A 13,228-nucleotide genomic window follows, 5' to 3' on the forward strand; every position below is an offset into this window, starting at 1 on the left:
TGGCTCAATGCCGTCGAGGGCTTCTTCTCCACGCTGACGCGCCGCCGTCTCCAACGGGGCACCTTCACCGGCATCGTCGACCTTCAGGCTGCCATCAAACGCTACATCGCCGAGCACAACCAAAGCCCACGACCCTTCGTCTGGACCAAGCCCGCCGCCGCCATCTTCGACGCCCTCAATCGAGCCCCTGAACCACCCGTCTGAGTCAGTGCACTAGCTGCCGATGGTGCTCGCCCCGCACGATCGCCGCACCACCATCCGCGCTAAGCGTTGGATCTCCGGCCACGACCGCATGTACACATCCTGCTGAAGGTCGGAAGGTCTGCTTGCCGGCAGGTTGAGCGGCCGTGAATGACCGAACCTGGCAGAAAACGGCCTGACCGCTTCCGACCTTCAAACCGCAGAAGCGGACCTTCGTTGCGGCTGGGTCGACCGCCTTCATGTGACCCCTTGCGGACATTTGACCCGTTTCACCTGAAGGTTCGGACAGGGTGGGAAGCGGTCATTAAAGTACCGCCCGGGAGCGGACGTTCGACTTCGCGGGTCAGGGAGACTACCACAGGGCCGCCGAACACGGCTGCAGCCCTCCGTCTCGCCTTGGCCAGGGGCGACCCATTCTCACCCGTGCGCCCCTCATCGGGCATACCGAGTGAAGACGAAATCGTGCCTCCTCACCAGCGCTTCGTGGCAGGCGAAGCAGGTTTGGTGCTGCGCCTGGTCGACCGGTTTGCCGTCGATGAAGCGACCGAAGCCCCAGCCGCCGGTCGCGGCGTAACGCTTCGCATCCTTGACCATGACCTGAACGGTCGTTTCCCGGCCCGGCACCGTCGCCGACTCGAACTCCGTCGACGGCATCCGCTCCCAGGCCAGCTTCACGAGGATCGTCCCGTCCGGGAAGGGCAGCGTGCCGTCTCGGTAGGCCGCCACGGCGCGGTCGTTGCCGACGACCGCGCGCAACTCGTTCAGCGGAGCGTTTTCGAGCGCCGGAGCGATCAGGCGCCAGTCGCGGTAGCCATCCGGGATGGTGACGCCGTAGATCGGCGCGGCGGGCTTTCCGCTCCCGTCCACCGCTTGAGCGGCCGCGACGAGAAGGCTTGACGCGGCGCAGGCCATGAGAAGGGCGCCGTGCCCGCGAAGGCGACGGTTAGGAGACATCGACGTCCACCACGGCTTGCGCGAAGGCGTGCGGGGCCTCCTGCGGAAGGTTATGCCCGATGCCACCGGTGATCGTCCGGTGCGCGTAACGCCCAGAGAATTTTTCGGCATACGTGGCCGGGTCGGGGTGCGGTGCCCCGTTCGCGTCGCCTTCCAGCGTAATCGTCGGCACGCTAATTTTTGGCGCCTCCGCCAAGCGTGCCTCGAGGGGATCGTAGCGCCGCTCTCCGTCGGCGAGGCCCAAGCGCCAGCGGTAGTTGTGGACGACAATGCTGACGTGATCCGGATTGTCGAAGGCCGCCGCACTCCGCGCGAAGCTTGCATCGTCGAACTGCCAGCGCGGCGATGCCGTCCGCCAGATCAGCCGGGCGAATTCCGTGCGATTGGCGTCGTAGCCCGCACGGCCGCGGCTGGTCGCGAAGTAGAATTGATACCACCAGGAGAGCTCGGCCTTGGGCGGCAGCGGCTTTTTGCCCGCCTCTTGATTGCCGATCAGATAGCCGCTGACTGATACCAGGGCCCTGCAGCGCTCCGGCCAGAGCCCGGCGACGATGCAGGCGGTACGGGCGCCCCAGTCGAAGCCCGCGAGAACGGCCTGACGGATGTCGAGGGTGTCCATCAGGGCGACGACGTCGACAGCGAGCGCCGCCTGCTGGCCGTTGCGCACGGTATCAGAGGCCAGGAAGCGCGTCGTGCCGAAGCCGCGCAGGTAAGGTACGATCACCCGGTATCCCGCCGCAGCGAGGACCGGTACGACCTCCCTGAAGCTGTGAATGTCGTAGGGCCAGCCGTGGAGCAGGATTGCTGCCGGGCCGGAGGGATTGCCTGTTTCGAGATAGCCGACGCGCAGGAGGCCGGCTTCGATCTCCTTCAGCGGTCCGAACGCGGGGCCTGCGCTCGATCCAGCCTGCGGGTGCGCGGAATTGACGAGGCCGAGTTCGGCGACCGCGATGGTAGCAGCCGCGCCGCCGAGAAGGCGGCGGCGGTTCTGGTTGATGGTTTCGGACGGCATGGGCACATCCCGCTGTTGGCGTATCAATGCGCTGGACACTACTCTCACCGGCCGCGAGCCGCTTTCAGATGCCGTGGAGTTACCCTTCAGGACCTCTTGATTTTCGGCGCTGCACGGCCTTGCTGAGCCGGCCTGATCGTTGAGGCGGCCGCGTGATCTACCAGTTCGAGCCCTTCACCCTAGACACCGCCCGGCGCGAGCTTAGGGAGAGGGGCAGCCTCGTCGCCCTCGAACCGCAGGTCTTCGATATCCTCGCCCATCTCATCGCAGCCCGCGATCGGGTGGTCAGCCGCGACGATTTGCTGGAGGCGGTCTGGCACGGCCGCGTCGTGTCGGAAGCGACGATCAGCAGCCGGCTGAACGCCGCGCGCGCGGCGGTCGGTGACACAGGCCTCGACCAACGCCTGATCCGCACGCTCCCGCGCAAGGGCGTGCGCTTCGTCGCCGAGGTGCAAGAGCTGGCAGAGCTCCCGCCCGAGCCGATGGCGGATACAGGACACAACGCCGGCCTCTCCTGGCGCAGGGGATCACGCCTACCATCTGTCGCGGTCCTACCCTTCACGAACATGAGCGGTGAGCCGGAGCAGGACTATTTCGCGGATGGAATCTGCGAGGAGATCATCACGGCTCTGTCGCGCATGAGCGGCCTGTTCGTGATCGCCCGCAACTCCTCCTTCGCATACAAGGGCAAGGCGATCGACGTGCGCCGGGTCGGCGAGGAGCTCGGCGTCGGCTACGTGCTCGAGGGAAGCGTGCGTCGCAGTCGCGACCGGCTTCGCATCGCGGGGCAGCTCGTCGATGCTGTCTCGGGCGCCCATCTATGGTCGGACCGGTTCGACGGTGACCTTCAGGACGTTTTCGAGCTGCAGGAGCAGGTCGCCGACCGCGTCGCTGCTGCGATCGAGCCGACCCTGCTGCAGGCCGAGATCGGCCGTCTCGGCCGCACAGCGCCGTCTCGGCTCGACGCCTACGAGCTTCTGTTGCGTGCCAACGCCCACATGTCCGAGTTCACTGGCGCCGGGATGGGCAGAGCCCTGATCTGCTTGGGCGAGGCCCTGATCGTCGAACCGGGCTACGCCCCCGCGATGGCCGCAACAGCCTATTGCCGGGCGCAGTGCCACTTCCAGGGTTGGGCCGAACAGGATGACCAGGCCCGCAACGAGGGTGTCGACCTCGCATGGCGGGCGGTCGAACTCGCGCCCGGCGATGCGCAGGTGCTGTGGATGGCCGCCTTCGCGATCTGGAACATGGCCAGGAGCGGGCGCGAGCGCGCGCGGGATCTCTTCCCCCGCTCGCTACTCCTCAACCCGAACTCTGCGATGGCATTGACGCTCGCGGGCTGGATCGAGGTGATGTGCGGCAATGGTAGCGAGGGCCGCGGCATGGTGGTCCGCGCTCAGCAGCTCAACCCGCGCGATCCGCGCGGTTGGCTGACGTCCGGCGTGATGGCAGTCGCAGACTTGATCGACGAGAACGACATCGGTGCGATCGGTTGGGCCGAGTTGGCCCTCGCGCAGAACCGCCGTTTCGCAGTGGCATTGCGCGTGCTCGCGGTCGCCAACGTAAGGCTGGGGCGGCTGGAGCGCGCTCGAGAGGCCGTTGACGACCTGCTGGCCATCGAGCCGAACTTGACGATCTCGGGCTACTTCGCTCGCATCCCCTTTCCGCTCGAGAGGACGGCGAAGATCTACGCCGAAGCTCTGGCGATCGCGGGCCTACCGGCATGATTGCCAAACGAGACTGAGCCGACATTCTATGGCCTACAAGGGCCGTCCAACAGTGGCCGGATCGCGTCTGGATCGAAACCGCGGAACGGATCGGTCGGACGTCCTAGAACCAGACCCTCCGGCCGTCCGAAATGGGTCGAGAGTGCCGGTTCGGCGCCTGCCGACGGAAGGTCGGCTCATGGCGCAATCCGGCTCGACGCTCCGGGGTGAGACGATGTTCGCTTCCGAGATACCGCCGAAGGTCGCTGAACGGCTGAAATGGGCGCAAAGCTGAATGTCCGGTTTTGTTTCCATCGGCGATACGGCATGCCGTAGATTAGCCGAATGCCGACTGGCTGCTTTCGGCTGTGCCATGCCCCTAACCGGACATCCCAGCAGTCTCATTTCTGGCACCTGAAGGACACGTTTTGCCGACGTTTGAATAGCCGTCGCGGTTTTCCGACAGATTTGCAGCCGCTCTGGCGGCCTTCACAGGCACGGTTGGCGACCTTCGGTAAAACGATGGTTTTCCGGACATGACGGCTTAACCACCTGAACGATCGCTTGAAGTGGTTCTGCGCCAGGCCGCTTCCGAGCAGCCGCGCTTCGAAGCGGACGTCGCCATGCTGCGCCGCTTGCGGACCTGCTCCGCCACTTGCTGCGTTGCTCCCCCGGACACGAGGAGCGCCCGATGCCAGACGAGCCAAAGACCGCGAACACGCAGGATCTCGCGAACCAGGAGTACGACGGCGAGCGTCGAGCGCGCGTCGGCGCAGAACAAGGTGCCGACCCCAAGAAAGCTACGCCGGCGGTTGAGAAGGCGCCTGAAGTCGGCCTGTCGCAGAAGGGCACGGACGAGGACGCGATCGTGAAGCGCGAGACTGAGGTGTGAGCGTCATGCCAGCATCGTCGCAACAACGAAGCAGGTAGCGCCTGCCGACGCCATTCGCATGGCGCTCCTGGTGTAAGGCTCGGTGTGATCAGGTCAGTCGAACTGCTGCAGGTAGGACGTCGCCGTTTGTTCAACGATCTTCACCACGTCAGCCTTTGATCGGTGCGTTGAGCGAAGGCAGTTCTTGCGCAAGTTCGTCCTCACTGCTGGAGGCCTCGCACTCGCGGCCACGTTGGCGCTTATCGCGTCGGTCGTAGCTTGCAATTGGTTCGCCCTCCCTCAACCTGTCGACGGATGGATGCGGCTTGGCTCCGGCATCGGCTATGTCGTGGCTATGTCCTTCGCGGCTTGCCGGGCTAATAGGGGCGACTACGTACGGAAGGCCAAAACGGATAAGGCCAGCGGGCGGGAGAGGTAGATTGCCTTCGCCTACGGTCGACCATGCGACGAGCCGAGATCAGGAGAGAGCAGAGTTCCACGCAGAAAGCGTTCGGCAGTTGCCTTTTCTTATGTTACCCAGAATACTAGAGTTTTTGTGAAATTTCGATTTTCTTTGATCGTGACTAACATGTGTCAGTGGTTAACGGATATTGGGACACGTACAGCTTCTATCAGCTCCGTTCTGCATCGGGGCTGCGCCTTCCGTCCGTCCGCAAATCAAGCCTGTAAACCATCTGATGAACACGACGCCGCTCCCACCAAGCGCTTTTAAGGACCCCGCTATCCTGCTTTCTGGCAGCGTTGACGCCGACATGTACCGGACGTTCCGGCAGCAGCTCGATCAGTCTTCCGAGCGAGATCTGGTCGTCGTCGAGCTGTCGACACTGGGGGGCGATCCCGAGGTCGCGCGCATGATGGGCGAAGATATCCGTTTCCACGGCGAGGTCTCGCCGGAGCGCCGGTTCGTCTTCCTGGGAAAGGCGGTGATCTATTCGGCTGGGACGACCTTCATGAGCTTCTTCGCGCAGCACAACCGTTACCTCACTCGGGGCACGCGCCTGATGATCCACGAGCGTAAGCTGGCCAAGGATCTCAGGCTCGACGGTCCGCTGACCCAATGCGTCGCGAGTGTGAAAGCGGCACTCAACGAGATCGAGTGCTCGATCGAGATGCAGAACGAAGGATTTTCCAGTCTGGTCCGTGGATCGCGCGTGACCCTGGATGAGGTTTTGGAACGTGCGCCGTCCAATTGGTACATCGAGGCGGAAGAAGCCCGCGCGCTTGAGTTGATCGCTGCCGTGCTATGATGCGGCGGCGGTCGGTGCAGCTCGGTTATTCCTTGTCTCATCACTGAGGCGCATCAGCGGTCGACCTCTCCGAACACGATGTCCAACGTGCCGAGAACACAGGCCACATCGGCCAGAAGGTGCCCGCGGCACATCCAGTCCATTGCCTGCAGGTGCGCGAAACCGGGCGAGCGGATCTTGCAGCGATAAGCTTTGTTCGTCCCGTCGGAGACAAGATACACGCCGAACTCGCCCTTGGGTGCCTCGGTGGCAACGTAGACCTCACCCTCCGGCACGTGGAAGCCTTCCGTGTAGAGCTTGAAGTGCCGGATCAGCGCTTCCATAGAGCGCTTCATCTCTCGGCGGGGTGGGGGCACCATCTTGCCGTCCAGGCAGGTGACCGGCCCTTGCCCGGCGGTTTCGCGCAGCTTGGCGCAGCACTGCTTCATGATGCGCACCGACTGACGCATTTCCTCCATGCGCAAGACCTGTCGATCGTAGGTGTCGCCGTTCTTCCCGACGGGGACGTCGAATTCGAGCTCGTCATAGCACTCATAGGGTTGTGCCTTGCGCAGGTCCCAGGGGATGCCGGATCCGCGCACCATCGGCCCGGAGAAGCCCCAGGCCATCGCCTCGTCTACCGACACGATCCCGATATCGACGGTACGCTGCTTGAAGATGCGGTTGCCCATGATCAAGCTGTCGAGGTCGTCCAGCACGTCGGGAAACGTGTGACACCAGGCCTCGATATCGTCGATGAGCTTGGGCGGTAGATCCTGCCGAACGCCGCCAACGCGGAAATAATTGGCATGCATGCGTGAACCTGAAGCGCGCTCGTAGAAGATCATCAGCTTCTCGCGCTCCTCGAAGCCCCAGAGCGGGGGCGTAAGGGCGCCGACGTCCATCGCGTGCGTGGTCACGTTAAGGAGGTGGGACAGGATCCGGGTAAGTTCGAGAAACAGCACGCGGATCAGCTGGGCGCGCCGCGGCACCGCGATACCCACGAGTTTCTCGATGGCAAGGACATAGGTCTCCTCCATGGCCATGGGTGAGACGTAATCGAGACGATCGAAATACGGGATCGTCTGCATGTACGGCTTGTATTCGATGAACTTTTCCGTGCCGCGGTGCAGGAGCCCGATATGTGGGTCGACTCGCTCGACCACTTCGCCATCGAGTTCCAACACCAAGCGCAGCACACCGTGAGCCGCTGGATGCTGCGGGCCGAAGTTGATGGCGAAGTTCCGGATATTGTGCTCAGCCATGCGCCACCGTCGCGAAAGTGCAAGCGATTACGAGAAGCATCCGCTTTGGCAACAACATATTTAATTATTGGACACCAACCACACGATAGGGATAATTTCAGCGCCTACGTGATAATAATATAGATCAACGCCCGCGGGTAACGGAAATCTTTGCGGTGTCGTATGCAGACTCGACAGTAGCGGACCCGTGACGAAGGCGTCGAAGTCAGCCGCCCGGTACCGAGGGCCCATAGGCCGCGGATCACTCGACTTCGGCCCCTTTGGCGACTGCATAGGCATTTCCGATCCACAAAATGCGTGATGCGGCGATCATCGCCAAGACCACGGTGGGCCCTTCGTGATCCAGAGGCCGAGGCATCACGCTGAGCTGTTGGGTGGAGCGTCGTCCGGCAATATCGCGCCTAACTGTGGTGTCTTCATGAAGCATATTCTTAATATGGGTGAATGCTAGGCACGCCGAACCTCGCCACGCTGTGCATTTGCTGGATGCCTCCCGCGAAGCAGAGAGGATTGTCTAATGGCAGGTTCAGTGACCGTCGATCACGCTGGCGCACAGGATCATAAGCCGCCGTTCTTGCGACGTTGGTTCATGTCCACGAACCACAAGGATATTGGCATCCTGTATCTGTTGTTCGCTTTCTGCGGCGGCATCATCGGCGCATTCCTCTCCTACGCGATGCGGATGGAGCTGGAGCAGCCCGGTCTGCAGTATTTCAGCAATCCACAGACCTACAACGTCTTTGTCACAGGTCATGGACTGATCATGATCTTCTTCATGACCATGCCCGCACTGATCGGAGGCTTCGGTAATTATTTTTTACCGCTGATGATCGGCGCGCCTGATATGGCGTTCCCGCGCATGAACAACCTGTCGTTCTGGTTCACTGTCGCGGGGTTTTCGAGCCTGCTCTGCTCGCTGTTCGTCGAAGGCGCGCCCGGCACGTCCGGCGCCGGCACCGGCTGGACAATGTATCCGCCATTCTCCTCAGCAGCTCATCCCGGCCCGGCCGTCGATTTCGCGATCTTCGCCCTGCACCTGTCCGGTGCGGGCTCAATCCTCGGGGCGATCAACTTCATCACCACGATCCTGAACATGCGCGCCCCGGGCATGACGCTGCACAAGATGCCGCTCTTCGCCTGGGCCCAGCTGGTCACGTCCTTCCTGCTTCTGCTGTCGCTGCCGGTCCTCGCGGGCGCCGTGACCATGCTGCTCACTGACCGCAACTTCGGCACGACCTTCTTCGACCCGGCCGGCGGCGGCGACCCGATCCTTTGGCAGCACCTGTTCTGGTTCTTCGGCCACCCAGAGGTGTACATCATGATCCTGCCGGCCTTCGGCATCGTCTCGCACATCATCGCCACGTTCTCGCGCAAGCCGGTCTTCGGCTATCTCGCGATGGCCTACGCGATGGTCGCGATCGGCGTCGTCGGCTTCGTGGTCTGGGCCCACCACATGTATGCCGATGGCCTGAGCCTCCAGACGCAGTCCTACTTCGTATTCGCCACCATGGTCATCGCGGTGCCCACCGGCGTGAAGATCTTTTCGTGGATCGCCACGATGTGGGGCGGCTCGATCCGATTCACCGCCGCGATGCACTGGGCGATCGGCTTCATTTTTCTGTTCACCGTCGGCGGCGTCACCGGCGTCGTGCTCGCGAATGCGGCGGTGGATTACTATCTGCACGACACGTACTATGTCGTTGCGCACTTCCACTACGTGCTCTCGCTCGGCGCGGTGTTCATCATCTTCGCTGCCGTGTACTACTGGTTCCCGAAGATGACCGGGCACATCATCCCGGAATGGGCCGGCAAGCTGCACTTCTGGCTGGCCTTCATCGGGGCCAACGTCCTGTTCTTCCCGATGCACTTCCTCGGGCTGGCAGGAATGCCGCGCCGCTACGCTGATTACGCGGACGCATTCGCGGGCTGGCATAAGGTCTCGACCTACGGCGGCCACATCTTCGCACTGGGCATGTTCGTGTTTGTGATCGGCGTCGTTCTGGCCTTCCGGTCCAAGGAGCGGGCTGCCGACAATCCCTGGGGCGAAGGTGCGACCACCCTCGAGTGGACGCTCTCCTCCCCGCCCCCGTACCACCAGTTCGAGACACTGCCCCGCATCGTGGAAGAGCCGCATCATTGATGCGGGCTGATTGGCGGACTTATAACAAGGGAGGAAGTAATGAGCCCTGAACTGATCGAGTCGCGAGCGTCGCTCATCCTCATGGCGATCGCCGTTATAGCCGTTCTTAGCTATGGAGCGGTGACGGTCATGATGGAGACTGGCTGAAGTAGAACTGACGTTAGTCGGACAGCATGCAACACAGGCCAGACCTCAGCATATCGGGCGCAGGCGCTCCGCCAAGGCTAATTCGGGGACTCAGACGAGACGGAACTCGACCGTGGCTACCCAACCTCCTATGGGACGTGAGGCTGCTGCGGGGGGGTCGTAATCAGCCGCGCACCCCTGCGGTAGGTCAGGTAGCGCCAGAGCCACTGGAGCGAGACACGAACGCGCTGAGCGAAGTCCACGAGTAACACCACGTGTACCGCCGCCCAGAGGAGCCAGGCCGCAAAGCCCCTGAGGCGCCAACCACGTCCGAAATCAAAGATGGCCGAGTGGCGGCCGACGATGGCGGCATTGCCGCGGTTGTGGAAGACGAAGGGCGGTGGCGTAGCCCCATGCGTCAGGTTCGCGCGCAAAGCCCGACCGAGGTGCGTCCCCTGCTGCTGGGCGACTTGAGCCAAGCCGGGCAGAGGCCGCCCGGCCTCATCCAGACAGAGCGCCGTGTCGCCGAGCGCGTAGACGTCCGTCATGCCCATTACAGAGAGGTCGGCCGCCACAGGAATGCGTCCGCCTCGGTCCGCCGTGACACCAAGCCAGGACGCCGCGGGCGAGGCGCGCACGCCCGCCCCCCAGATTACCGTTGCTGCCGGGATCAGCGTACCAGCTATGGTCACACCGCTGGCATCGATCGCCTCCACTGCCTGACCCGCCATCACCGTAATGCCGAGGCGATCAAGCGACCGCTGCGCGTAGGAAGCCAGCGTCTCGGGAAAGGCCGCGAGAAGGCGTGGCCCCGCCTCTACGAGGATGACACGCGCCTTGGTCGGATCGATCTGGCGGAAGTCACGCGCGAGGGCGTGACGCGCGAGTTCCGCGATCGAGCCCGCCATCTCGACACCCGTCGGACCGCCGCCCACGACCACGATGGTCATCAGCCGCTGCCGCTCGGCCGGATCCTGGGCCCGCTCCGCCTGTTCGAAGCTCTGGAGAACGCGAGTGCGGATCGCGCGGGCCTCCTCAATGCTCTTCAGCGACGGGGCATAGGGAGCCCACTCGTCGTGACCGAAATAGCTGCTGGTCGAGCCTGTGGCGATTACCAGGCGATCGTAGGCGACGGTATCGCCATCCGTGAGCCAGACGCGCTTCTCCGCGGCATCGACGCCGGCGACCCTGCCCATCACGACGCGGATATTAGGATAGGGTGCGAGGATGTGCCGGATCGGCTCGGCGATATCGGCGGGTGAGAGGGCCGCGGTCGCGACTTGGTACAGCAAGGGGACGAACAGGTGGTAATTGTTGCTGTCGATCAGCGTGACCGGGATATCCGATCTGGCTAGAGCCTGGGCCACTGCGAGGCCACCAAAGCCCGCACCGACGATGACCACGTGCGGCAAGTCAGCTCGATCGGGAAATGTCTGTCCAGGCATGATCTCTGAACCACCGTCGGCCCGCGAAGTATCCCGGTCCGCTCGACTCAGTTGCCCTCGGAGTGCTTCGAGAAAGCTGCCGTGCTGAACCGCGGTCGCGAAGGCAGCCTGTTGGTGCAAGGGGCACGGGGTAGGCATCTGACATTGAAGTGACGATCAGCCTGAACCGAGAGGCCTTCCGGCAGGTTGCTCGGCTACACAGGCCCAGAGCTTTGGGACCGGCGGGTCGAGCCGCACGTCCCTGCCTGACGCCTCAAGACAGTGAGGGAGCATCCCCACTGCGGCATCCTTCAGGACGGATGGAATTGAGGACGGCATGAGTGAGATGCGTTTCCCGGACGACGTTCGGCTTCAGCCGCCAGGTCCGCCCGAAATTGAGATCGCTGCCCAGACCCGCACCCTGGTCGTTGGCCCCTACCTGACCCACAGCGCCGCCGCCCTGGCTTCAGGCGCTGCCGAAGCTCGAAACCTGCGCTCCACGACTGCACGCCTGGACGAGGCGGCGGGGCTTGCCGCCGCCGTCGACCTCAACGTGATCGAGACGATGCCCCTGAGTCTGCCGCGCATCCGGCCCTCGACCTATCTCGGCAAGGGCCGCGTCGAGGAGATCGCCGGGCTGATCCGCGCTCGCGAGATCGGCCTCGTGGTGATGGATTGCGCGCTCTCGCCGGTGCAGCAGCGCAATCTCGAGAAAGAATGGGGTGCCAAGGTCATCGACCGGACCGGCCTGATCCTCGAGATCTTCGGGCGGCGCGCCTCGACTCGGGAGGGCACGCTCCAGGTCGAGCACGCGCATCTGGCCTACCAGAAGTCGCGGCTGGTCCGGTCCTGGACCCACTTGGAGCGGCAGCGCGGCGGCTTCGGCTTCCTGGGCGGCCCCGGCGAGACCCAGATCGAGGCCGACCGGCGCATGATCCAGGAGCGCATGACCCGGATCGAGCGCGACCTCGACGCGGTGGTGCGGACCCGCGGCCTGCACCGGCAGAGCCGCGCCCGGGTGCCCTACCCGATCGTCGCCCTGGTGGGCTACACGAACGCTGGTAAGTCGAGCCTGTTCAACGCCCTGACCCAGGCCGAGGTTACCGCCAAAGACATGCTGTTTGCCACCCTCGACCCGACCGCGCGGGCGACTAAGCTGCCGCACGGCGAGACCGTGATCCTGTCCGACACGGTGGGCTTCATCTCCGACCTACCGACACAGTTGATCGCCGCCTTCCGGGCAACCCTGGAGGACGTGATCGAGGCGGACATCCTGCTTCATGTCCGCGATGTCTCACACACCGACACGGAAGCTCAGGCTGAGGATGTAGGACATGTGCTCGATGAACTCGGCATCCGCTCTCACGCGGACCGGGTCATCGAAGTCTGGAACAAGGCCGACCTGCTGGATGAGGGCGAACGCACGCGCCTACTCAACCTCAGCAAAGGCGGCGGGGGCGCCCGCAACGATCAGGACAGCGCCGCACCGGTTCTGGTCTCGGCAGTGACCGGGGAGGGTCTCTCCGCTCTTACCAGCCGGATCGAGGCGCGCATCGCGCGCAGCCGATCGACCTTTGCGGTGGTTCTGCCGCCGGAGGATGGAGCGCAGCTGCACTGGCTCTACGAGAATGCCGAGATGCTCGACCGCCGCGAGGAGGTGAACGGCACGCTGCATCTCGCGATCCGCATCGCGCCCGAGAAGGAGCCGCGCTTCCTCAACCGCTTCGCAGGCGCGCGCCGCCTTCATCATGCTCGGTGAGGTGCGGTCAGATCTGGGCCGCGGCGGCGAGGCCTGAAGAGCCATCCCGATCAGAGAGCCAACTCTGCGGAGCTGAGTATAGAAGGCTAGATCAAAAGAAAGTTCGCCCTGGGTAAGGGCCGGGCTTGTCATCCGCCAGCGATGGGATGAGGACGTCTCGCCACGCCAGCGAGGCTTAGGCGCTCTGGCTAAACAGGGTGCGCGTACATCCGGCGGCACCGTGTTCAGACCTGGACCCGCCTTCCCAACCAGGCCGCTGTGCATAGCAGCGTAGACCAAGCTGGTATTCTAGGTTTCAATATTTGGTTGCGGGGACAGGATTTGAACCTGTGACCTTCAGGTTATGAGCCTGACGAGCTACCGGGCTGCTCCACCCCGCGCCAAGGTTGTGCGGCTGGTCCGGGCTGGCTGATCGCCTGTGGGGGCGGGCTCCGGGGCCGTCGCGCTGATCGTGATCGAGGGAATGGTGTGATTGCGTTGTGCGGGTCTGGCGGCGACCGACTCTCCCGTGCCTTGAGACACA

At 63.7% G+C, this 13,228-nt stretch carries 9 protein-coding genes, 1 tRNA gene and 1 pseudogene; 6 read left to right on the forward strand and 5 right to left on the reverse strand.

All coding sequences use genetic code 11. From position 1 onward, the window contains the following. Positions 1-204 (forward strand): annotated as a pseudogene (locus AKJ13_RS29400) (IS630 family transposase); the annotation flags it as partial. A 429-nt stretch (positions 205-633) separates the two neighbouring features. Here the strand turns inward: AKJ13_RS29400 and AKJ13_RS29405 are convergent. Both AKJ13_RS29405 and AKJ13_RS29410 read right to left on the reverse strand, forming a co-directional pair. Beyond that, positions 634-1,113, reverse strand: coding sequence for a cytochrome P460 family protein (locus tag AKJ13_RS29405; protein ID WP_244471800.1), 480 nt, complete (start codon positions 1,111-1,113; stop codon positions 634-636). A gap of 31 nt (positions 1,114-1,144) precedes the next feature. Further along, positions 1,145-2,167 (reverse strand): alpha/beta hydrolase, encoded by a 1,023-nt coding sequence (locus tag AKJ13_RS29410; protein WP_050736488.1) that lies wholly within the window; start codon positions 2,165-2,167, stop codon positions 1,145-1,147. Between the two features lie 152 nt (positions 2,168-2,319). Here AKJ13_RS29410 and AKJ13_RS29415 point away from each other — a divergent pair, with 152 nt between their 5' ends. The 3 genes from AKJ13_RS29415 to AKJ13_RS29425 all read left to right on the forward strand — a co-directional run bounded on the left by AKJ13_RS29415 (position 2,320) and on the right by AKJ13_RS29425 (position 6,012). Next, a complete protein-coding gene (locus AKJ13_RS29415) occupies positions 2,320-3,894 on the forward strand; it encodes a winged helix-turn-helix domain-containing protein (protein ID WP_050736489.1) in 1,575 nt (524 codons plus the stop codon). A 670-nt stretch (positions 3,895-4,564) separates the two neighbouring features. Then, positions 4,565-4,765 (forward strand): hypothetical protein, encoded by a 201-nt coding sequence (locus AKJ13_RS29420; protein ID WP_050736490.1) that lies wholly within the window; start codon positions 4,565-4,567, stop codon positions 4,763-4,765. 677 nt (positions 4,766-5,442) lie between these two features. Continuing rightward, complete coding sequence (locus tag AKJ13_RS29425) at positions 5,443-6,012, forward strand: hypothetical protein (RefSeq protein ID WP_050736491.1); 570 nt, start codon at positions 5,443-5,445, stop codon at positions 6,010-6,012. A gap of 53 nt (positions 6,013-6,065) precedes the next feature. On the opposite strand, the gene AKJ13_RS29430 is transcribed toward AKJ13_RS29425, so the two are convergent. Further along, complete coding sequence (locus AKJ13_RS29430) at positions 6,066-7,256, reverse strand: NADH-quinone oxidoreductase subunit D (RefSeq protein ID WP_050736492.1); 1,191 nt, start codon at positions 7,254-7,256, stop codon at positions 6,066-6,068. Positions 7,257-7,773: 517 nt separating this feature from the next. Here AKJ13_RS29430 and ctaD point away from each other — a divergent pair. Continuing rightward, positions 7,774-9,396, forward strand: a complete 1,623-nt coding sequence (gene ctaD, locus AKJ13_RS29435; protein WP_050736493.1) for a cytochrome c oxidase subunit I — start codon at positions 7,774-7,776, stop codon at positions 9,394-9,396. 275 nt (positions 9,397-9,671) lie between these two features. On the opposite strand, the gene AKJ13_RS29440 is transcribed toward ctaD, so the two are convergent. Next, the gene (locus AKJ13_RS29440; protein ID WP_244471801.1) at positions 9,672-10,925 is read right to left on the reverse strand and encodes an NAD(P)/FAD-dependent oxidoreductase; all 1,254 of its coding nucleotides are present in this window, start codon (positions 10,923-10,925) and stop codon (positions 9,672-9,674) included. Between the two features lie 358 nt (positions 10,926-11,283). On the opposite strand from AKJ13_RS29440, the gene hflX reads away from it, so the two are divergent. Beyond that, a complete protein-coding gene (gene hflX, locus AKJ13_RS29445; RefSeq protein WP_050736495.1) occupies positions 11,284-12,705 on the forward strand; it encodes a GTPase HflX in 1,422 nt (473 codons plus the stop codon). A gap of 303 nt (positions 12,706-13,008) precedes the next feature. Here hflX and AKJ13_RS29450 read toward each other — a convergent pair. Next, positions 13,009-13,085 (reverse strand) — tRNA-Met (locus tag AKJ13_RS29450). Positions 13,086-13,228 lie beyond the last annotated feature (143 nt).

Source organism: Methylobacterium sp. ARG-1, from assembly GCF_001262595.1.
Lineage (GTDB): Bacteria > Pseudomonadota > Alphaproteobacteria > Rhizobiales > Beijerinckiaceae > Methylobacterium > Methylobacterium brachiatum.